This window comes from Christiangramia aquimixticola (assembly GCF_048285835.1).
Taxonomy (GTDB): Bacteria; Bacteroidota; Bacteroidia; order Flavobacteriales; family Flavobacteriaceae; genus Christiangramia; species Christiangramia aquimixticola.
The window spans coordinates 85492-105223 of record NZ_JBLVTL010000004.1 but is presented as its reverse complement, the minus strand read 5'-3'; the positions used below and the strand labels follow the sequence as shown (position 1 = coordinate 105223).

Genomic DNA, 19732 nt, shown 5'->3' with positions numbered 1-19732 from the left:
ATTTAATCCAATATTTTTGAATGAATATTGGAAATATTCCTAATTAACTGAAATATGGGCACACCTGGAAGTATTGAAATTAAGCACTTTAAAGAAGTAAGGGAAGAAAATAATTATACTCAAACTGAATTTGCAAGTTTGCTGGGTATTAAAAATTCCACTGCAGACATTGAACGTGGTCGTACAAAACTTTCCGGGATAGTAGTGGCTGAACTTTTAAGACAATTTGGAATTAATCCTTTATGGCTCTTTGGGCATAGTGGGCAGAAGTACCTAAAAATAAGTAAAGGTGATGTAAGCCCAAAGGTGATAACCGTTGATAATTCAGATAACGAGAACATTGTTCTGGTAAATCAAAAAGCTGCCGCCGGGTATCCACATAACGTTCAGGATGTGGAATGGTATAATCAATTACCGGCTTTCGACATTCCGCTTCCCGAATTTAGAAATGCATCATATCGTGGATTTCAAATTGAAGGAGACAGTATGTTACCAGATTATCGTCCCGGGGAATGGGTGATGGGGAAGGCTGTTTCCAGTATCGAGGAAGCAAGTAACAATAAGGTATATGTAGTGGTAATGTACGATTCTGTACTGGTGAAAAAATTGCAGAAAATGCCTGATCCTTCAAAGGTTCTCCTTATTTCTTTAAATGAGGAATATTTACCTCTGGAGATAAATGTTCACGATATTCAGGAAATCTGGCAGGTAAATTCCAAACTTACCTTTAATCTGGACAATCCAACCAATAGCGGTTTATTCCAGGAGTTACAACAGTCTATGAACGAATTGAAAAGAGAACTTAGATCTTTTAAAAAATAAAAGGCCTTTTCCCGAAGAAAAAGGCCTGAAATTATCGTTTTATTGAAAATTAGTAGTCGTCGTTGTCTACTTCATTTTCAACTTCGTTAGCGGCACCTTTTACAGCATCACTGGTTTCGTTCGCTGCATTTTTTACTGCATCTCCGGCATCATTTGCTGCTTCTTCAATGTCGTCTCCCACATCGTCCATATCATCATTTACATCATCCATATCGTCAGATTCCATTTGTTCCATGTCGTCTGTATCGTGGTCCTCTGCAGTTTCTCTACATGAAGTAAAGGTAAAACTAGTTGCCAGTGCAAGGGCAAGCATTAAAATTGGTTTTTTCATGATTTGAATATTTAGTAGTTAGAATTTAATTTTTCCCGGAGTTGAACTTCTTAATTGTCATCTCCTATTTTCTCAATTTCTTCATCAATTTCTTTATTAACCTCCTTGTCCACCTTTTTAGCGGTTCTTTCAAGGATTCCTTCTTTTTCCTGGGCTTCTTCAGGAGTACGAACTTGTTCTTTAACTTCGACTTCCTTTACGATCACCTCTTTTTCAGCGGTATCCCTACATGAAGTAAGAAATACTGAAAATGTCAAAATTGTACCCGTTAGGAATGTTAAACGTCTCATTAGTACAGTTTTATTTGTTTCTATGGATCGAAATTACAACTAATTGCGTTTCCTCGAATTTATTTTACTTTATTTTAGCACTGTTTGTTAAAACTTTAAAGGGTGAGAATCGAGGTAAGTTTCCAGGATTTCCGTTGTGCCGGTATTACTGTTAATAAAGTGACCTGCAACCATTCCGGCTTTTTCGCGGAAAGCTTTATTGGTGTGAAGTTTGGTCATAATAGCCGAAAATTCTGTTGAATTTTTAACAGAAAATAATCCCGCCAGCTTCTGAAGTTTTTCTGCTTCAGGAAATTTTGAGAAGTTTTCTCCTATCACAATTGGAATCCCAAAGGTGGCAGGTTCCAGGATGTTATGCAAACCTGTAGTTCCCGCAGCACCTCCCACATAGGCGATATTTGCATAACTATATGCCCGGCCTAATAAACCTATAGTGTCCATAATTAAAACCCGGTATTGGGAAAGATCTTGATCTCCCATTTCTGAATATCTGGTCACAGGGATGTTAATGGATTTTTCCAGATGTTTTATTTTTTCGGGTTTGATCTCGTGTGGAGCAATTACGAATTTAACACTGGAGGAGCCATTAATGAAGTCCAGAATTAATTTTTCATCATCTGGCCAGGTACTTCCAAAAACAGTTAATATCTGACCGTCCTTAAATCTTTCCAGAAACTCCAGCTTATTATCTGAAGCTATTTGTGAAGCGACCCGGTCAAACCTGGTATCTCCGGCCAGCGTGGAATTTTTGAGACCTATAGACTTTAATAATTCCAGAGATTTCTTATCCTGCACAAAGAAGTGTTCAAAAGCCTTAAGCGATTTTCTCATCCAGTTTCCATAGAATTTGAAAAACGCCTGATCTTCTCTAAATATTCCGGATATTAAAAAAGTCCGGATTTTTCGGTTTTTTAATTGGTGAAGATAATTGGGCCAGAAGTCATATTTAATAAAGAAAACCATCTCGGGGTTTATAATTTTAATAAACCTGCTGGCATTTTTCTTTGTATCCAAAGGCAGATAAGTAAATAGATCTACTAATGGATGCTGTTTTTTATTATTAAATCCGGAAGGAGAGAAAAAACTAACCACGATCTTATGATCCGGATATTTTTTCTTTAGTAGTTCCAGAATTGGAACGGCCATTTCAAATTCACCTAAAGAAGCGGCATGTACCCAGAAATACTTAAGACCCGGCTCCACAGCATTTTCAAGCCGCGAAAATAAATCTTTTCTTCCCCGGCTAAAATCCTTCAGCTTCGGACTAAAATTTCCAGCAACTTTAATCACACTTCCACTTATGCTCGTAAGTACATTGTAAATACCCTCCATCTCTAAAACTTAATAGTGTAAAAATAGGCCTTTCCATAGAAACCAATTGTTAGAAGGGTCTATATTTCGTATTTTCGTGAACCGTAAAAATATTGCAAATGAGAAAGATTCAGATGGTAGACCTTAAAGGTCAGTATGATGGTATAAAGGAGCAGGTAAACAGTTCCTTTCAGGAGATAATCGAAGAAACTTCTTTTATCAATGGTCCACATGTTCATGGGTTTCAAAAAGAACTGGAAGAGTATCTGAATGTTAAACATGTGATCCCTTGTGCCAATGGTACTGATGCTTTACAAATCGCTATGATGGGACTCGGTTTGAAACCGGGTGATGAGGTGATCACTGCCGACTTTACATTTGCAGCTACCGTAGAGGTGATCGCATTATTACAGTTGACTCCTGTTCTCGTAGATGTGGATCCTGAAACCTTCAATATTGATCCTCAAAAGATCAAGGATGCCATTACTCCTAAAACAAAAGCTATTGTTCCTGTCCACCTGTTTGGTCAGGTAGCAAATATGGATGAGATCATGCAAATTGCTAAGGAACATGATCTTTATGTAATCGAAGATAATGCACAGGCGATAGGTGCCAATTATCATTCAGATAAAATGGGTACTCTAAAGGCCGGAACTATGGGTGATATTGCGGCAACTTCATTTTTTCCATCCAAAAATCTTGGTTGTTATGGAGATGGAGGGGCTATTTTCACCAATAATGATGAACTCGCACATACCATTCGTGGGATTGTGAATCATGGAATGTATGAGCGTTATCACCATGATGTGGTTGGAGTAAATTCCAGACTGGACAGTTTTCAGGCCGCAGTATTAAGAGCTAAGCTTCCTAAACTGAATGGTTATAATGCCGCAAGAAGAAGTTCTGCCGCAAAATATACTTCAGCATTAAAAAATATAGAGAATTTAGAAACACCAGTTCTCATAGGTGAGCAGGATTCTCATGTCTATCATCAATATACCCTGAAGATCAAAAATGGGAAAAGAGATGGCCTGGCCAAACATTTACAGGAAAAGGGAATTCCTTTCGGGATTTACTACCCAATTCCCCTGCACCTTCAAAAAGCATATGCAGATGAAAGGTATAATGAAGCAGATTTCCCGGTTACTAACCAATTGGTAAAGGAAGTGATTTCATTACCAATGCATTCTGAACTGGATGATGAACAAATTGAATATATTACGTCTGCGCTAATCGATTTTCTTAAAAAATAATTCATGAAAAACTTACTTGCCTTTTTATTCGCCATGGTATTTTTTACAAATATGATGGCACAGGAAACCTATATCCATGCCGGAAAACTGGTAGACACAAAATCTGGTGAAATTTTAAAAGAAAGAACCATCATTGTATCCGGAAAAAGGATCAAAGAAGTTAAGAAGGGTTATGTGAATCCTGAATCTGATTCAGCTAAAATTATAGACCTGAAGGATAAAACAGTATTACCCGGTTTAACTGATATGCATGTACATATGGAAAGTGAAACCAATCCTTCAAAATATCTTCAAAGATTCACCAATAACCCGGCAGACGATGCTTTCAATTCGGTTGGATTTGCTGAAAAGACTTTGATGGCCGGCTTTACAACTGTTCGGGATCTTGGAGGCTCGGGGGTGAACATATCATTAAGAAATGCGATCGAAGCCGGGAAAATAGCAGGTCCGCGGGTTTTTACCGCTGGAAAATCTCTGGCTACTACCGGAGGACATGCAGATCCAACTAATGGGATGAACAATGCGATGAAGGGTGATCCGGGACCAAAACACGGCGTGGTAAATGGAGTGGAAGATGCGCGTAAAGCGGTTAGACAACGTTATAAGAATGGAGCCGACCTAATAAAAATAACCTCTACCGGGGGAGTTTTAAGTGTAGCAAAGAGTAGTTCCAATCCTCAGTTTTTTCATGAAGAGATCGAAGAGATCGTTAAAACAGCCAGGGACTATGGATTTCATGTTGCTGCCCATGCCCACGGGGACGAAGGAATGCAAAGAGCGGTGAGAGCCGGGGTTAAAACCATAGAGCATGGTACTTTAATGAGTGAAGAGACCATGGACCTAATGAAAAAGATGAATGCTTATTTGGTTCCTACCATAACCGCCGGAAAAGAAGTGACCGAAAAAGCAGAGATCGAAGGATATTATCCTGAACTAGTTGTACCTAAAGCCAGAGAAATTGGACCAAAAATTCAGAATACTTTTTCCAAAGCCTATAAGCGGGGAGTGCCAATTGCATTTGGAACAGATGCCGGGGTTTTTAAACATGGAGAAAATGCCCGCGAATTTGAGTATATGGTTGAAGCTGGAATGCCTGAAATGAAGGCGATCCAAAGCGCTACCATTGAACCCGCTAAAATTCTTAATATGGAAAATGAAAGCGGACAAATAGCCAAAGACTTTTTTGCCGATATTATCGCAGTTGACGAAGATCCAACCAAGAATATCAAAACTCTTCAGGAAGTGAAATTCGTAATGAAAGAAGGGAAGGTATATAAGAACCGGTAAGATTTTTACTTTAAAGAACGACCTCATAAAAAAGCCCGATCTGCAGATCGGGCTTTTTTTATTCTATATTAGTATCAACAATTAAATACTGGCAGAAGAAGTAGTCATGCTTCTATCGATCTTTTTTACCAGACCCTGCAATACTTTTCCGGGACCAACTTCAATAAATTCTGTAGCTCCGTCTTTGATCATATTTTGTACCGACTGAGTCCATTTTACCGGTGCGGTTAACTGGAATACAAGATTCTTCCTGATTTCTGCCGGATCATTTACTGCAAAAGTGCTTACGTTCTGATAAATTGGGCAGATTGGTTGAGAGAAATGAGTGTTCTCAATGGCTGCTGCCAGATCTTTTCTTGCGGGCTCCATTAGGGGAGAGTGGAAGGCACCTCCAACCGGAAGTATCAACGCTCTTTTAGCACCTCTTTCTTTCATGTTCTCACAAGCTTTTTCTACAGCTTCATAAGCACCGGAAATCACCAGCTGCCCGGGACAGTTATAATTTGCAGCTACCACCACACCTTCGGTCTCACTACAAACAGCTTCAACCATCTCATCTTCTAATCCAAGTACTGCCGCCATTGTAGAAGGTTCCAGTTCACATGCCTTTTGCATGGCCTGAGCTCTTTGTGATACCAGCCTCAACCCATCTTCAAAACTTAATGTTCCATTAGCAACCAGAGCTGAAAATTCTCCAAGTGAATGACCCGCAACCATATCAGGCTTAAAATCTTCACCTAACATTTTACTTAAAATAACTGAATGTATAAAAATAGCAGGTTGTGTAACTTTTGTTTGTTTCAGGTCCTCTGCAGAACCTTCGAACATAATATCTGTGATAGAAAATCCAAGGATCTCATTCGCCTGTTTAAATAGTTCCTGTGCCTCGGCAGATTTTTCAAAAAGATCAAGACCCATTCCTGAAAACTGGGCTCCCTGACCCGGAAATACATATGCTTTCATAATATTGGTTTAGGGGTGCTAAAATAGGTATAAATAAAAAGACCTCATAACAAAGATTTGCTATGAGGTCTTTCCTTAAAAATTCAGTCAATTAGACGTTTAATTTTCCTTTTTCACCTATATCCTGATTTTTTCCCGTCACCGCAGCCATGCTCAATTTAAACATGGTTACCATTTTATTGTCCTTATTGTCCCAGTAATAAGCTTCTACAGGATTTACTTTTATTGCTGTGATATTTGGATCATTATCACCATCGAACCAGGCGTTATCTACTTTAGAATACAATTCTTTTATAACCTCCCGGTTGGTTTCAATAAATGCTTCTCCATACACACTTAAAAACTCTTTTTCTGAAGTTCCGCTATATAGCAATTGAACGTCCTTGTCCTTTTCAATATTTCTATTGTGTTCGCTATCTCCTTTGCTTAGGAACCAGATTGCGCCATGGTCATCCACATCCTTTGTGGCCATAGGGATTGCGCTAAGTGGTTTTTGATCCATATTAGTCACAAGCATGCAGTAATCTACATCTTTGGCAATTTCTTTAATCTTTTCTCTTGCTTTATCGTCGTATAAATTTTTCGTACTCATAATCAATTTTTGTTTGATTTCAAGATACTTTGGATATAAAGCATTATGCGCTAAGGAACTGCTAAAAAAAGTAGGGTGGCTGTTAAGAAATGTAAAATCAGGAATAATGTTTTATTATAGATTCCACCCGCTCTTTATATGGCGTTCCAAAAATATTTAAGTGTACCATTAAATAATAAAGTTGCCAGAGAAGGATCCGGTCCTGCCAGCCTTTTTCCAGGGGGAAAACTTCGTTATAAACATTAAAAAGTTCCTGGTCGAAACCACCAAAAAGTTTCATCATGGCCAGATCCATTTCTCTGGATGCAAAGGCAACGGCGGGATCGATAAGGCAGGGTGCACCTTCAGAATTTACAAGGAAGTTTCCGCTCCACAGGTCTCCATGAATTAATGAAGGAGCTTCCTGTGGAATTATATTACGGATGGTTTCAAAAAAAGTCTCCGGAATTTCTAAATTGAATCCATTATCAATGGCCATTTTAAGCTGGGGTTCAAATCTCATCTCCAGGTAAAAATCGGCTGCATTTTCCCTGTAATCGTTATACTGCGGAAGGCTGCCTATATAATTGTTAGAATCTAACCCAAAGCTGGCAGAGGTACATTTATGAAGCCGGGCCAGCTGTTCTCCGAAATCTGACCAGAATTTTGAAGATTTTTTGCCTTCTGGTTTGTATTCAAGCAGGAGATATGATTGATTTATAATTTCACCGGTAGCAATGATTTTTGGAATGTCTATAACGCCGGGTTCCGCAAGTTGCTGCAGGCCGCTTTGTTCAGCGTGGAACATGCCGGGAAATTTATTGGTGTGGTTCAGTTTAACCACGAACCGCCCCTCCTGGCATTCCAACAAATAAACCTGATTGATATCTCCGCCGCTTAAGGCAGAATATTTTTCTAGACTAAGAATATTTTGTTGCGCGACTTTAAAAAGTAAATCACTTGTCCCGGCGCTCATAAGTTAAGTAAGTAAAGGATTCATCGTGTTTTTCATCCTTATCGTGGAACTCCTCTTTTACGATCTCCCAGTCGCTTTCATTAATTTCAGGGAAATAAGTATCTGCGTCAAATTGAGAGTGGACTCTGGTGAGTTCGATTCTATCGGCATATTCCATTCCCATTTTATAAATCTCTCCGCCACCAATAATAAAAGGTTGTTCGTCAGATTTACAAACCTTAAGAGCTTCTTCTATGGAATGAACCACGATGGTTCCCTCGGGATTGTAATCCTTGTTACGGGTAATGATAACATGAGTTCGATTAGGCAATAACTTGGGGAAAGATTCAAAAGTTTTACGACCCATGATTATATAATGACCGGAGGTTAAACGTTTAAATCTTTTAAAATCATCGGGTAAATGCCATACCAGATCATTGTCTTTTCCCAATGCATTATTTTCTGCTGCCGCAGCGATCATAGTTATCATAAAGATTTAGCTGTTAATTGGTTTGTTAGGATCTTCCGGATTTATTCTTTTTATAGATGGATCAACCTTTGGGCTTGAAACTGGTTGATTAGAACCAGGAAGAGGATGCTCCATTTCTACTTTCTGTTTTAAAGAAGCGATCTTTTCTTTCTGTTTTTTAACCAGCCGGTCTACCTGTTGTGCTTCCCAGTCTTTACCCATAAAACTGTTTACTATAAAAACATTTATAAAATGGATAACAAACAATAAGGTCCAGAGAAGTACGGCCCAAACGAACCAGTTATATCCAAGAGGCTGGAAATCTTCTTTAAAGCCTATTACAACGTTTAGAATTATAAGGAAAACCGCCCCAATGAGAAACACTACAAAATGTTGGAAAAGGCGTTTTTTCTGTTTAGCCCTTTGCCGGGCATTTTCGTAAAGCTCTCTTTGTTCGTAATCTATTTTGGGTTCATTTTTCTTTTTAGAAAACATATTTAAAATTACATTAGTGTAGTATCAAATTTACATTTTATCAAAAGAACTTCCCATAGCTTATGCATAATTTAAGAAAAGGATTTCCGGTCTTAGAGCAATATACCTACCTAAATACAGCCGCTTCCGGATTATTGCCCGAGAAAGTTTGGGAATTCAGGCAGGATCATGACCTGGATTTTTTGCTTAAAGCCAGCCTTCTAAAGGAGAATATGGGGGATATGCTCACCAAAGTTAGAGAGAGTATAGGATCGCTATTTATATGCCAGCCTAACCGTGTGGCCCTTATTCCTAATTTCTCCTATGGCATGAATAGTATACTTGAAAGTATTGATAAACCTCAAAAATTTCTGTTGTTATCTGGAGATTATCCTTCTGTAAACTGGCCGGTGGAGTCAAGAAATTTTGAGGTGGTGTATGCTGAAATAAATGAGAATCTGGAGGAAAATATTCTGAAGCAGATTGAAAATGAGAAACCGGATTTTTTTGCATTCAGTCTTATTCAGTATATAAGCGGGATAAAATTGAATATTTCATTTTTAAAAGAACTAAAATCGAAGTTTCCAGATTTGGTACTTATTGCTGATGGAACCCAGTATTTTGGAACCGAAGCCTTTGATTTTGATGATTCAGGAATTGACATTGCCCTGGCAAGTTGCTATAAGTGGATGAATGCAGGTTATGGTAACGGATTCATTCTTTTTAATGAAAGGGTGGAAGGAAAACTGAAACCGAAGCATGTAGGATTTGGTAGCCTGCAAGGTAAATATAAAGCACACGAAGGAAACTTTTTAGGAAGCTTTGAACCGGGTCATTATGATACCCTGAATTTTGGAAGCCTTAAGGTGGCCATAGATCTTATAAAGGAAATTGGTTTAAGCGAAATAGAAGCAAGGATTACAGAACTGAAGGATTTTGCGAAACTTAAATTTGCCAATGCGGGTTTGATAGATAATTGGATCCTGGAACGAGATTCCATTTCTCCAATATTTAATATTTGCGGGAATGAAGACTTGTATCAAAAACTAAGAGCAGAAGGAATAATTACTTCTTTGCGTGGCGAGGGTATAAGAATTAGCCTTCATTATTTTAATAATGAAACTGATCTTGGTCATTTATTCAATGTTTTGAAGATATAAGAATTAATCTTCCTGTATAATTTATTAGAGAATTCTTAGTCAAAAACGTTTTCGTAATTCCTTGAGAAGCCAAATAAGATCATTCTATTACGAATATCAGAAAAATGAGGTTAACTAATTGACAGTTATTGTTTTATGAGTTTTAATTGTTTTAATTTGATTATTAAATCGTCAATTAAAACAACAACGATATGTCTATTACCAAACAATATTTAAAGTCGAAGCCTGAATGTAAGATAACTTTCTGTGTTTCTGCAAAAGAAGCTAATAAAGTAGAAGTAGCCGGAGATTTCAATAACTGGAAATTAACCGAACTTAAAAAATATAAAAACGGAAACTTCAAGGCGCAATACAATTTGCCGGTAGATAAGGAATATCAGTTTAGATATGTGATTGACGGGCAGTGGACCAATGAGACTGAAGCAGACAATTACAAATGGAATGAGTTTGCTGCAACAGAGAATGCGGTAGTGGTAGTTTAAACTTTTACAGGTCTATTCTGTAATCTTCACACCATTCCAGAAAGCGATATAATTTTCAATGGGTTTAGCGGCATGGCTTGCCGAGGGGTAATACCATGCAGCATCCTTATTGATCTCACCATTCACCTGGACATGATAATAAGATGCTTTGCCTTTCCAGGGACAACGTGAATGATGGTCGCTGGGTTTTAGATATTCGGTTTTGATGTCTTCCGGTGGAAAATAATGATTGCTCTCTACAATTCTGGTATTGGAACTTTCGGCGATCACTGTATTATTCCAAATGGCTTTCATAATTTACGGTCTTATTTGCTCTTAAATATATAATTTTTATAGCAATTTTCCTGATCTGTAAAGGCATGTTCTACCGTTAAACCGGCTTCCTCTGCAAGCCAGTTTACAATGCTATCGTCATATTTCTGAGAAATTTCTGTATGTATGGTTTCCCAGGTGGAGAATGAGACTTTTAAGTTCAGGTTCCGGATCTCGACCTTTTGATCCTTTTTACTTACCAGATAACTTTTGGCGGTGCCGGTTTCAGGATTATATGTTTCCCAATGCATAAAATTATCGGGTTCAAAATTTCCTCCAAGCTCCCTGTTAATTCTTACCAGAATATTTTTGTTGAATTGTTCTGTTATCCCTTGCTTGTCACTATAAGCATTTAAGATTTTCTGCGGATCCTTCTTTTGATCGAAACCCATGAACAGCATATCATTTTTGCTCATCGCCTGCGCAATATTCTTCAAAAAACCTACCGCTTGCGGATGCGAGAGATTTCCAATATTACTGCCAAGTACAAGGATCACTTTTTTGCGGGTATTATATTCTGCAAGTTTCTCCAGAGTATTAAAATAAGTTCCCTGTTGCACCTTAATATTAACTTCCGGAATTTCTTTTTTAACTGATTCCTCCAGTCCTTCCAAAACATTTGCACTAATATCTACAGGGAGGTAATTAAAGTTGAATTTTTGTGCGACAAATTCCTTTAAAAGAACTTTGGTCTTTTTTCCATCGCCCGCTCCCAGTTCAATCAAATCAAAACCTGATTCATCTTTAAAGGAGGCTGCTATATCTTTCTTGTTCTTTTCCAGAATATCAAACTCACAGGAAGTAAGGTAATATTCCGGCATATTCATGATACGCTGGAACAGGAGGTCCCCATTTTTATCATAAATATATTTTGAAAGCAAATATTTTGGATCCTGAGTGAGTCCTTTATAAGTGTCTTCAGCAAAAGCAGATTCAAACATGGTTTCTGATTGATTTTTCATAGATGCTTTTATTTTACGAGTCGGAAACCAGTGAATTGCCATCTTAATTGCGGATGGAAGAAATTCCTGTACGTATATCGTGTATGATTTTTTGAGGTAGCCACAGATGCTCCTCTCAGCACCTTTTGGTTTACCATAAATTTTCCGTTGTATTCCCCTAATGCGCCGTCTGGTTTTTTATAACCGGGATAGGGAGAATAAGCACTTTCAGTCCATTCCCATCGGGTTCCCCATTCAAATTTGGATTGAGCAACTTCCCATTCTTTTTCGGTTGGTAATCGCATTCCTTTCCATTCAGCAAAAGCAAAAGCCTCATAATACGAAATATGAGTAATAGGAGCGTCCAGCGATAATTTTGAAAGTCCATTTAAGGTATATTGATGCCAGGTATTTTCGATTTTGTGCCAGTAGAATGGAGCCTGAATATTATTTTCCTTTATCCAGTCCCAGCCCTCGGCATGCCATAGCAAAACATCATCATAACCTCCGGATTCCATGAATTCGAGATATTCCCGGTTGGTCACCAGTTTGTTGGAAATGGAGAAATCATGCAGATAGGTTTTGTGCACTCCCTGTTCATTATCGTAACAAAAGTCATTGGTTTTGTGGCCAATTTCATAAATTCCTTCCTCAATATTTATCCATTCCTGATCAAAGTCCTGCACGGGATTTTCTCTGAATTGATCGTTATAAACCGGGAACAATGGATTATTACCCAGAATGTATTTTATGTCTGTATACAGTAATTCCTGATGCTGCTTTTCATGATGACAACCTATTTCTATCACGCTGAGTGCTTCATCGCTTAGACTATTATTTTCCAATAGGTTCAGGACTTGTTTGGTAACATATTTTCTGAAATCATAGATCCAGCTCACTGTTGGTCTGGAAAGATTTCCACGATTGGTTCTTATAACCTTTTCGCCTACGCTTTCGTAATAGCTGTTAAATACATAAGCCGTATTCTTATCATAGAGTTGATGGCCTTCTGCATACTTTTTTAATACGAATTCTTCAAAGAACCAGGTAGTATGCCCAAGATGCCATTTGGGAGGGGAAACGTTTTCTATGGGTTGAACCACATAATCTTCAGTTTCCAGAAAAGAGCATATCTCTTCAGATTTTTCCCGGGTTTCCCTAAATAAGTTGATTAACTCCTGTTGTGAAAGCATATAAAAAAAGTGATACGTTTAGGTATCACTCAAATTTACAATTTTTTGAAAATGACCGGGATAGTCAGTCGTTAAGGTCAAGTTAAACTTGAACCTATTGTGGCGAACTAACACTTAAGCTAACCGGAATATGCATAGAAACTCCAACATTTTCTCCGTTTAATGAAGCCGGTAAAAAGACTTCAGGAAGATGTTTCTTGACCTTATAAAGGACTTCGCTTAAATCCTTGCTATTTGAGATCACCTGGTAATTTGAAATCTCCCCTTGTTTATTAATCTCTAAATTGATAATCGCTTCATAAAAACCAAAATCCAGAGAATGTGTTTTGGTTTTTAGATTAATGCGCCTGGCTATTGTACTGGCGAGACACTCTGCCTGATCCTCCTTCGTTTTACAGGCTGATGATACCGGCGGCGTGTCAACCTCACTAATTTCGAAGGTGCCCGGGAATTTTTTAAAATTGCGGATGCTAACCGGCATAGTATACATGACAGATACCTCTTCATCGTTAAGGGTGCCCGGTATAAATTGAGGGAGAGTTTTTATGAGAGCTTCAGCTTCTTTGCCAGCTTTGGTATTTTTAGTAATTGCTTTCGCCCATTTTACCTCACCAGAATTATCCATGATAAACTTCAGTTTGAAATTTATCATTAACTCATTCTCTTCGAATATTTCCTTATTAAAATTTTTCTGAAGAAAGCTTCCTATTTTATTAAGGCTACAGCTGTAGTCTTCTGCGTTCTCACAATCCAGGTGAACAGGCGGAACTTCGATTTCCTCATATTTAAAGATCCGGGATTCCTGAGAAAAACAGATAACGGGAAATAGAAGAAAAATTATAAACTTATACAATATGGAAAATTTAAAAATTAAGAGGGATGGTATATTTAATAGCTTTCGGTTTTCCTCCCAATTTGCCCGGTGTCATTTGCGGGATAGCTTCTAACATCCGTTTCGCTTCTGTATTTATTTGTGGATGAGCTCCATCAACTTTAGTAACTACCACCTTTCCCTTTTCATCTACTAAAATTGAAACAGTGGCCTTCCCACGAATGTATTCCCCTTTTTCGTTTTTAGGGTATTTGTAATTTTGTTTGATATGCTGCATCAGCATTTTATTAAAACAGGCTTTTTGGTCTTTTTCGCTTTCACAGCCTTTCCATACAGGAGCTGTTCCTTTCATGGTAACTTTATTACCTTTTACATTAACGTCTTGCTGTGCAAACGCATTTATTCCGCCTAGTAGAAAGATGAACAATACTAATTTCTTCATAGTAATTTTACTTTTAATGATATATCGATTATACGGCAACTTTTCCTTTGATCGCCGGGTGCGGATCGTAGTTTTCCAGTTTAAAATCTTCAAATTTAAAATCGAAAATATCTTTTACGTCCGGATTAAGCTTCATCGTAGGTAATGGTCGTGGATCCCTGCTTAACTGGAGTTCCACCTGCTCCATATGGTTGCTGTAAATATGAGCATCTCCAAAGGTATGTACAAAGTCCCCGGCCTCATAACCACAAACCTGTGCCATCATGATGGTAAGAAGTGCATAAGATGCAATATTAAAAGGTACCCCTAGAAATGCATCGGCGCTTCGCTGGTATAGTTGACAGGATAGCTTGCCATTGGCTACATAGAATTGAAAAAAAGCATGGCAGGGCGGTAAAGCAGCTTTTCCATTCGCAACATTTTCTGAAAACGAAACCGAAGTGTCCGGTAAAACCGAAGGATTCCAGGCAGAAACCAACATACGCCGGCTATCCGGATTTTTTTTAAGGGTTTCTACGATCTCTTTTATTTGATCTATTTCTTCACTATTCCAGTTTCTCCATTGGTGGCCGTATACCGGGCCAAGGTCGCCATTTTCATCTGCCCACTCATTCCATATACGAACCCCATTCTCCTGTAAATATTTAATATTTGTATCACCATTAAGGAACCATAATAGTTCGTAAATAATAGATTTTAAATGAAGCTTTTTGGTGGTAACCATGGGAAAACCTTCGCTTAGATCAAATCTCATTTGATAGCCAAAAACACTTTTAGTTCCGGTCCCTGTACGGTCACCTTTAAGGTTTCCCTCTTTTAATATATGCTGAAGTAGCTCGTGATATTGTTTCATATTCTAAACGGTGGTCAAAAGGCCTAAAATACTAAATTCCACTCATTCGACAGTTTGAAGCATAGCCAATTTTCTAAAGATTTTATTAAAACCGGTTGTAGAATGGCTGAACAGATATAAAAATCCTGTTAATTAACGAAGCTTAAAGAAAGTCTCCATATCTCCCATTGTAACTTGGAAAAAAACCAAAAATTAAAAACTAAGGAAATATGAGAAAAATGACATTGTTATCTGCTTTACTGTTATTCAGTTATGGGTTACAGGCTCAGGAAGTAGAAACGGGCTATTTGACGGAGGCAATCATCACTCCCCAGTTTTTTATCACAGTTATTGCCGGAGTGATTCTTGCTCTTGGATTTCAGTTTATTCTAACTGCTCTCTCTGTTGCTACAGGGATTAGTGCCATAGGAGATGTAAAAAAGTCTTATGTGCAGGGCAAAAATCATACGGCAGGAAAACATTCTTTTGGAGATGATTCCGGTGACGATGATGACGATAGTAATAGCGGAAGTACCGCAGTAAAAGTTACAGCCGGCTTTGGAATTTGGAGTACCATAACTGTAGCTATTTCCCTATTTGCGGCTACAGCACTTGCGCTTAATTTAAGCATGATCGCCAATACAATGGTTGGGATCACCCTAGCACTTGTAATTTGGGCAACTTTTTTCATACTGTTGTTTTATCTGGAAAGTAAGGTTGTAAATACTCTAGTAGGAGGATTGATCAATACTGCAACTGCCGGATTAAGATCTTCAGCTGAAGCTGTAAAAGGAATGTTTGCTACTTCTAAGGAGAAGAAGATTCAGAATATGGCAGACCATACCATTGAGAAGGTTAGAGAAGAATTTCAGAGTCCTATAGATGAGGATTCCATTCATAGGTCTATCGATGATTTCTTTACCAGATTTGATCAAAAAATGCCTGATTACCAGAAGGTGAAACAGGATATAGAAGAGATCGTAAATAATTCTGTAGAGAAATCGAATGAGAATTCGAATCAAAATAATTCTGGAGGTTCAAGTCCAATGAAGTGGATGGCTGTACAAAATGTAATTAGTACTGCAATTGATAGTTCTTCGAAAGATTCTTCACCTGAAGGTAAAGGGAAGACAGAGCAGTTAAAGCAACTTCAGAAGGAATTGAAGGAAGCTTATGCAGAAGGTGATACAAACGAGGAGAAGGCTAAAAAAGTTATTGCAAAACTTACGCCGGCTGAAGAAGAGCAGGTGGGAGAGTATATGACTAAGATTAAAGATATGTTGTCTTCTAACGGGTCTTCTTCCATGAGCGAAAGTGATCTTAAAAACAGGATTAATGAGATCATCAAAGATCCTAAAGTAGAAGCTCAAAAACTTGGTGGAAAACTGGGAGAACTTGATAGAAATGAAGTTATAAGCTTCCTGTCCAGCAATACCTCTCTAAGTAGAATGGAAATTGAAAAGTATGCCGATAAAGTGGAGAAAGTGGTTAGAACCATTCAAATTGAACTTAGCGGTAATACTAATGATTCTATGTTAGATGATCTAAAGGCTCAGGTTCAAAAACTAATTTCCGGAATTGGAAGTAGTAATGGTGAATCAACACAGGATTTTTCGGGACTGGGAAGTATGCTTCAGGCGAAATTAGAGAGCCAGAAGGGTAATCTTTCAACTATGAAACAACGATTGAAGAACTATGATCGTGAGCAGATTATTGCTACCGTAACCAACAATACTAGAATTGATAGAAAAGATATCGATAAGGTTGTTGATACTATTGAAGACTCTAAGAATAAGGCACTGAAGAAGATCGATAAGATCGAAAATTCAGCCAAAGCAAAACTTGCAACCATTGAAAGAAAAGCTGTTATTAAAGCTGAACATACCAGAAAGACTGCAGCATCTGCAGCATGGTGGTTAGTAGTTAGTGCAGTAGTATCTGCCGGAGCAGCGATTGCGGGTAGTATGCTTACTGTATTTTAAGATAGGATAACTTAACTTAACTTAAAATAAAAAGGCTGTCTTTCGACAGCCTTTTTATTATTTATTGTTTTTGCTTGCAACATGATCGGCATGATAGGCATCTCTTTGTCCCATGGGTTCATCCGCGCCAACGGTTGTGTCTTTACGCGTTTGGTGTTCCATTTCACTGTTTACTTCAGCGCCAAGAAGAATTATAAAAGCAGTTAAAAAAAGCCATAGCATCAATACAATTACAGCGGCAAAACTTCCGTAGACCTTATCATAGCTTCCAAAATTTGCTACATACCAGGAAAATAAAAGAGAACCCACTATCCAGAGTATTGTGCTGGCAATAGCTCCCCAGGTTACCCATTTGGTTTCCGGGTCATCTCTATCCGGAGCTTTTCGATATAGTAAGCCAAGACCAAAAATGAATAGAAAAGCGACAAGAAACCAACGTCCATAGGTGATAAATGATTCCATCCCGGATGGTAATCCTAGTTTATCAATGAAGGCAGGATAGAAGATTAACAGCATCATACTTAAAAGTCCCAAAAAAATGGCACCTATAGTAAATGCAAAGGTGAGGCCAGTTTTCTTGATAAAACCACGTTCATCCGTTTCATCATAAGCGATATTAATGCCTTCAAATAAGGCAGAAGTTCCCTTATTTGCACTCCATAAACTTACCAGGATACTTATTGCCAAACTCCATCCCAGGGTTGAATTTGGCTTATTAAGGATTGGTTCCAGAATTCCGGTAACAATTTCAAATGCCTGTGAGGGTAGAAAACCTTGCAGAGCAGAGAATTGTTCCTCTATTTGCGAGGGTTCGATAATAAGACTGTATATATTTATCGCGGCAATAATTGCCGGGAACAGCGCCAGGAAAAAATAAAATGCGATTCCGGCGGAAACGATCTGGATATGATCGTCTGATATCTGGGAAAGCGTACGTTTTCCAATTTCTTTCCAGCCTTTAGCCGGAATTTCCCGGGGTTTTTTTGCTCTTTGTCCTTTAGTATTGGTTTGTATGCTCATAGATTTTTATTTTAATCAGAATATAAGAAGATTAAAATAAAAAGGCACGATAAGCACTATTCCGCCGAATATTTTCAGAAAAGTTTAAGAGATGTTTATTTATCCAATTATCATTCCGGCGATAGTAGCAGAAAGCAACGAGGCAAGGGTTCCCCCAAGCAATGCTTTCATTCCAAATTCAGAAAGAGTTTTACGTTGTCCGGGTGCCAGCGATCCTATTCCTCCAATTTGGATCCCAATGGAAGCAAAATTGGCGAATCCGCATAACATATAGGTGGCCATGATAACAGACTTCTCATAATTTAAACTCAGGGCATTTGCCGGATTCTTTAATTCAGCCAATTGTACATAGCCTACAAACTCACTGGCTGCAAGCTTGATCCCTAATAACTGTCCCATTAGCATCATGTCTTCCTTGGCAACTCCAATTACCCACATTAATGGGGCGAAAATAAGTCCTAAGATAGATTCCAGAGAAAACTTGGAATAAGGTGTATAATCTGCCATTAAAATATTCAGGTGAGTGACACTTCCAACTTTGGCAAGGATAAAGTTTATCATCGCGATAAAGGCGATAAAAACAAGTAACATTGCCGCTACATTGGCTGCAAGTTTTAGTCCTTCTGTAGTACCATTCGCGATGGCATCCAGAATATTCGACCCAATTTTCTCTGAAGAAACTTCTACATTTTCATCAAAAGGTTCTTGTTGTGGGTATAGTAATTTGGAAATAACGATTGCTCCGGGTGCAGCCATTACAGATGCGGCCAGTAAGTGTTTCGCAAATTGTAATCTCATGGCGGGGTCATCTCCTCCAAGAAATCCTATATAGGCAGCAAGAACTCCACCGGCAACAGTGGCCATTCCGCCAATCATTACAAGCAAGATTTCAGATCTGGTCATTCTTTCCAGATAGGCTTTGATCATTAAAGGAGCTTCGGTTTGTCCAAGAAAAATATTTCCGGCGACACTTAAACTTTCAGGACCTGAAATTCCTAGAAGTTTGGTAAGCACCCATGCCATTCCTTTTACTACGATCTGGATAACTCCAAGATAAAAAAGTACCGAAGTAAGAGCTGAAAAAAAGATGATGGTTGGTAGAACCTGGAAAAGGAAAATAAATCCAAAACTATCTACATCCATCATTCCGCCTAGTAAAAATTCACTTCCGGCTGCGGTAAAGTCAAGGATGTAGACGAACATTTTCCCTACGAATTCAAATATATTCTGAACAATGGTAATTTTTAAAACACCCACGGCCAGTAACAGTTGTGCGGCTAAACCTAATCCAACTGTTTTCCAGTTAATAGCTTTTCTATTGCTGCTAAATAGAAATGCGATTACCAATAATACGGCCATTCCAATAAAACCTCTAATAAGGCTGGACGTAGTGATTCCCTGGCTTGGGATCATTTTTTTAGCCGTTGAAACCGGAATAACTTCTTCTGCAGACTGGTTTCTGGCGGTTAGTTCGTATAAATTGCCATTGGAGGTAAGCGAAAGCTTAGAGTCTGTTAAAGCTCCAACTCTTATATTTTGAATGGTGTCTTTAGGAGTATTGTAGAATAAAACCAGTAGTTTATTCTGATAGAGATAATCTCCGGAAGCAAGGGTGTCTTTTCCTGCTTCATCAAGGAACTGAAACTGGCCCTCGTTAAAATTTAGCTTGGTTGCATTTCCAAAAGGTGTAGCCTGAGCCAGTGAATCACTGTTAACCTTTAGCTGCCAGGATTTGGAAATAGTTTGTGCGTTGACTGATGTAAAAGATAAAACGATCAGGAATAGGCAACACCAGATTTTGTTCATTTCA

Annotated in this window: 22 protein-coding genes; 6 read left to right on the top strand and 16 right to left on the bottom strand. The window is 38.3% G+C overall.

The genetic code is table 11. The features are described 5' to 3' along the window. Positions 1 to 54 precede the first annotated feature (54 nt). Complete coding sequence (locus ACNKXV_RS09700; RefSeq protein ID WP_417907529.1) at positions 55 to 822, top strand: LexA family transcriptional regulator; 768 nt, start codon at positions 55 to 57, stop codon at positions 820 to 822. A 49-nt stretch (positions 823 to 871) separates the two neighbouring features. On the opposite strand, the gene ACNKXV_RS09695 is transcribed toward ACNKXV_RS09700, so the two are convergent. From ACNKXV_RS09695 to ACNKXV_RS09685, 3 genes are all read right to left on the bottom strand, one after another. Beyond that, positions 872 to 1153: a hypothetical protein gene (locus ACNKXV_RS09695; RefSeq protein WP_417907528.1), complete on the bottom strand. Its 282-nt coding sequence runs from the start codon at positions 1151 to 1153 to the stop codon at positions 872 to 874. A gap of 50 nt (positions 1154 to 1203) precedes the next feature. Continuing rightward, positions 1204 to 1443: a hypothetical protein gene (locus ACNKXV_RS09690; protein ID WP_417907527.1), complete on the bottom strand. Its 240-nt coding sequence runs from the start codon at positions 1441 to 1443 to the stop codon at positions 1204 to 1206. Positions 1444 to 1530: 87 nt separating this feature from the next. Further along, entirely contained in the window at positions 1531 to 2775 is a 1245-nt protein-coding gene (locus tag ACNKXV_RS09685; protein WP_417907526.1) for a 3-deoxy-D-manno-octulosonic acid transferase, read from the bottom strand. Positions 2776 to 2873: 98 nt separating this feature from the next. Here ACNKXV_RS09685 and ACNKXV_RS09680 point away from each other — a divergent pair, with 98 nt between their 5' ends. Further along, positions 2874 to 4007 (top strand): DegT/DnrJ/EryC1/StrS family aminotransferase, encoded by a 1134-nt coding sequence (locus tag ACNKXV_RS09680; RefSeq protein WP_417907525.1) that lies wholly within the window; start codon positions 2874 to 2876, stop codon positions 4005 to 4007. A gap of 3 nt (positions 4008 to 4010) precedes the next feature. Beyond that, complete coding sequence (locus ACNKXV_RS09675; RefSeq protein ID WP_417907524.1) at positions 4011 to 5294, top strand: metal-dependent hydrolase family protein; 1284 nt, start codon at positions 4011 to 4013, stop codon at positions 5292 to 5294. 81 nt (positions 5295 to 5375) lie between these two features. Here ACNKXV_RS09675 and fabD read toward each other — a convergent pair whose 3' ends face one another. The 5 genes from fabD to ACNKXV_RS09650 form a co-directional block, all read right to left on the bottom strand. Further along, entirely contained in the window at positions 5376 to 6257 is an 882-nt protein-coding gene (fabD, locus tag ACNKXV_RS09670; protein ID WP_417907523.1) for an ACP S-malonyltransferase, read from the bottom strand. A gap of 91 nt (positions 6258 to 6348) precedes the next feature. Next, positions 6349 to 6849, bottom strand: coding sequence for a pyridoxamine 5'-phosphate oxidase family protein (locus ACNKXV_RS09665; protein ID WP_417907522.1), 501 nt, complete (start codon positions 6847 to 6849; stop codon positions 6349 to 6351). Positions 6850 to 6946: 97 nt separating this feature from the next. Beyond that, positions 6947 to 7804, bottom strand: a complete 858-nt coding sequence (locus ACNKXV_RS09660) for a fructosamine kinase family protein (RefSeq protein ID WP_417907521.1) — start codon at positions 7802 to 7804, stop codon at positions 6947 to 6949. Beyond that, positions 7785 to 8273 (bottom strand): dihydrofolate reductase, encoded by a 489-nt coding sequence (locus ACNKXV_RS09655; RefSeq protein WP_417907520.1) that lies wholly within the window; start codon positions 8271 to 8273, stop codon positions 7785 to 7787. Before ACNKXV_RS09655 ends, ACNKXV_RS09660 begins: the two co-directional genes overlap by 20 nt. 6 nt (positions 8274 to 8279) lie before the next feature. Then, on the bottom strand, positions 8280 to 8747 hold the full coding sequence (locus ACNKXV_RS09650; protein ID WP_417907519.1) for a 2TM domain-containing protein: 468 nt from the start codon (positions 8745 to 8747) through the stop codon (positions 8280 to 8282). 62 nt (positions 8748 to 8809) lie between these two features. Between ACNKXV_RS09650 and ACNKXV_RS09645 the strand changes: the two genes are divergently transcribed. After that, the gene (locus ACNKXV_RS09645) at positions 8810 to 9886 is read left to right on the top strand and encodes an aminotransferase class V-fold PLP-dependent enzyme (protein WP_417907518.1); all 1077 of its coding nucleotides are present in this window, start codon (positions 8810 to 8812) and stop codon (positions 9884 to 9886) included. A gap of 191 nt (positions 9887 to 10077) precedes the next feature. Further along, on the top strand, positions 10078 to 10368 hold the full coding sequence (locus ACNKXV_RS09640) for an isoamylase early set domain-containing protein (protein WP_417907517.1): 291 nt from the start codon (positions 10078 to 10080) through the stop codon (positions 10366 to 10368). Positions 10369 to 10380: 12 nt separating this feature from the next. On the opposite strand, the gene ACNKXV_RS09635 is transcribed toward ACNKXV_RS09640, so the two are convergent. The 6 genes from ACNKXV_RS09635 to ACNKXV_RS09610 form a co-directional block, all read right to left on the bottom strand. Next, positions 10381 to 10662, bottom strand: coding sequence for a DUF427 domain-containing protein (locus tag ACNKXV_RS09635; RefSeq protein ID WP_417907516.1), 282 nt, complete (start codon positions 10660 to 10662; stop codon positions 10381 to 10383). An 11-nt stretch (positions 10663 to 10673) separates the two neighbouring features. Next, a complete protein-coding gene (locus ACNKXV_RS09630) occupies positions 10674 to 11642 on the bottom strand; it encodes an L-histidine N(alpha)-methyltransferase (protein ID WP_417907515.1) in 969 nt (322 codons plus the stop codon). Positions 11643 to 11650: 8 nt separating this feature from the next. Next, positions 11651 to 12814 (bottom strand): ergothioneine biosynthesis protein EgtB, encoded by a 1164-nt coding sequence (egtB, locus tag ACNKXV_RS09625; protein WP_417907514.1) that lies wholly within the window; start codon positions 12812 to 12814, stop codon positions 11651 to 11653. A gap of 94 nt (positions 12815 to 12908) precedes the next feature. Next, on the bottom strand, positions 12909 to 13667 hold the full coding sequence (locus ACNKXV_RS09620) for a hypothetical protein (protein WP_417907513.1): 759 nt from the start codon (positions 13665 to 13667) through the stop codon (positions 12909 to 12911). Positions 13668 to 13677: 10 nt separating this feature from the next. Further along, the gene (locus tag ACNKXV_RS09615; protein ID WP_417907512.1) at positions 13678 to 14088 is read right to left on the bottom strand and encodes an energy transducer TonB; all 411 of its coding nucleotides are present in this window, start codon (positions 14086 to 14088) and stop codon (positions 13678 to 13680) included. A gap of 28 nt (positions 14089 to 14116) precedes the next feature. Continuing rightward, positions 14117 to 14941: a thymidylate synthase gene (locus tag ACNKXV_RS09610; protein WP_417907511.1), complete on the bottom strand. Its 825-nt coding sequence runs from the start codon at positions 14939 to 14941 to the stop codon at positions 14117 to 14119. A gap of 209 nt (positions 14942 to 15150) precedes the next feature. Here ACNKXV_RS09610 and ACNKXV_RS09605 point away from each other — a divergent pair, with 209 nt between their 5' ends. Continuing rightward, on the top strand, positions 15151 to 16902 hold the full coding sequence (locus ACNKXV_RS09605; RefSeq protein WP_417907510.1) for a hypothetical protein: 1752 nt from the start codon (positions 15151 to 15153) through the stop codon (positions 16900 to 16902). Between the two features lie 57 nt (positions 16903 to 16959). On the opposite strand, the gene ACNKXV_RS09600 is transcribed toward ACNKXV_RS09605, so the two are convergent. Together ACNKXV_RS09600 and ACNKXV_RS09595 are read right to left on the bottom strand one after the other, a co-directional pair. Next, complete coding sequence (locus ACNKXV_RS09600) at positions 16960 to 17922, bottom strand: YihY/virulence factor BrkB family protein (protein WP_417907509.1); 963 nt, start codon at positions 17920 to 17922, stop codon at positions 16960 to 16962. A 99-nt stretch (positions 17923 to 18021) separates the two neighbouring features. Then, on the bottom strand, positions 18022 to 19728 hold the full coding sequence (locus ACNKXV_RS09595) for a NupC/NupG family nucleoside CNT transporter (protein ID WP_417907508.1): 1707 nt from the start codon (positions 19726 to 19728) through the stop codon (positions 18022 to 18024). Between the last annotated feature and the right edge of the window lie 4 nt (positions 19729 to 19732).

Excerpts from the sequence above, each read along its gene's own strand:
- ACNKXV_RS09700 (WP_417907529.1), top strand. The coding sequence starts at position 55 with ATGGGCACACCTGGAAGTATTGAAATTAAGCACTTTAAAGAAGTAAGG.
- ACNKXV_RS09695 (WP_417907528.1), bottom strand. The coding sequence starts at position 1,153 with ATGAAAAAACCAATTTTAATGCTTGCCCTTGCACTGGCAACTAGTTTT.
- ACNKXV_RS09690 (WP_417907527.1), bottom strand. The coding sequence starts at position 1,443 with ATGAGACGTTTAACATTCCTAACGGGTACAATTTTGACATTTTCAGTA.
- ACNKXV_RS09685 (WP_417907526.1), bottom strand. The coding sequence starts at position 2,775 with ATGGAGGGTATTTACAATGTACTTACGAGCATAAGTGGAAGTGTGATT.
- ACNKXV_RS09680 (WP_417907525.1), top strand. The coding sequence starts at position 2,874 with ATGAGAAAGATTCAGATGGTAGACCTTAAAGGTCAGTATGATGGTATA.
- ACNKXV_RS09675 (WP_417907524.1), top strand. The coding sequence starts at position 4,011 with ATGAAAAACTTACTTGCCTTTTTATTCGCCATGGTATTTTTTACAAAT.
- fabD (WP_417907523.1), bottom strand. The coding sequence starts at position 6,257 with ATGAAAGCATATGTATTTCCGGGTCAGGGAGCCCAGTTTTCAGGAATG.
- ACNKXV_RS09665 (WP_417907522.1), bottom strand. The coding sequence starts at position 6,849 with ATGAGTACGAAAAATTTATACGACGATAAAGCAAGAGAAAAGATTAAA.
- ACNKXV_RS09660 (WP_417907521.1), bottom strand. The coding sequence starts at position 7,804 with ATGAGCGCCGGGACAAGTGATTTACTTTTTAAAGTCGCGCAACAAAAT.
- ACNKXV_RS09655 (WP_417907520.1), bottom strand. The coding sequence starts at position 8,273 with ATGATAACTATGATCGCTGCGGCAGCAGAAAATAATGCATTGGGAAAA.
- ACNKXV_RS09650 (WP_417907519.1), bottom strand. The coding sequence starts at position 8,747 with ATGTTTTCTAAAAAGAAAAATGAACCCAAAATAGATTACGAACAAAGA.
- ACNKXV_RS09645 (WP_417907518.1), top strand. The coding sequence starts at position 8,810 with ATGCATAATTTAAGAAAAGGATTTCCGGTCTTAGAGCAATATACCTAC.
- ACNKXV_RS09640 (WP_417907517.1), top strand. The coding sequence starts at position 10,078 with ATGTCTATTACCAAACAATATTTAAAGTCGAAGCCTGAATGTAAGATA.
- ACNKXV_RS09635 (WP_417907516.1), bottom strand. The coding sequence starts at position 10,662 with ATGAAAGCCATTTGGAATAATACAGTGATCGCCGAAAGTTCCAATACC.
- ACNKXV_RS09630 (WP_417907515.1), bottom strand. The coding sequence starts at position 11,642 with ATGAAAAATCAATCAGAAACCATGTTTGAATCTGCTTTTGCTGAAGAC.
- egtB (WP_417907514.1), bottom strand. The coding sequence starts at position 12,814 with ATGCTTTCACAACAGGAGTTAATCAACTTATTTAGGGAAACCCGGGAA.
- ACNKXV_RS09615 (WP_417907512.1), bottom strand. The coding sequence starts at position 14,088 with ATGAAGAAATTAGTATTGTTCATCTTTCTACTAGGCGGAATAAATGCG.
- ACNKXV_RS09610 (WP_417907511.1), bottom strand. The coding sequence starts at position 14,941 with ATGAAACAATATCACGAGCTACTTCAGCATATATTAAAAGAGGGAAAC.
- ACNKXV_RS09605 (WP_417907510.1), top strand. The coding sequence starts at position 15,151 with ATGAGAAAAATGACATTGTTATCTGCTTTACTGTTATTCAGTTATGGG.
- ACNKXV_RS09600 (WP_417907509.1), bottom strand. The coding sequence starts at position 17,922 with ATGAGCATACAAACCAATACTAAAGGACAAAGAGCAAAAAAACCCCGG.
- ACNKXV_RS09595 (WP_417907508.1), bottom strand. The coding sequence starts at position 19,728 with ATGAACAAAATCTGGTGTTGCCTATTCCTGATCGTTTTATCTTTTACA.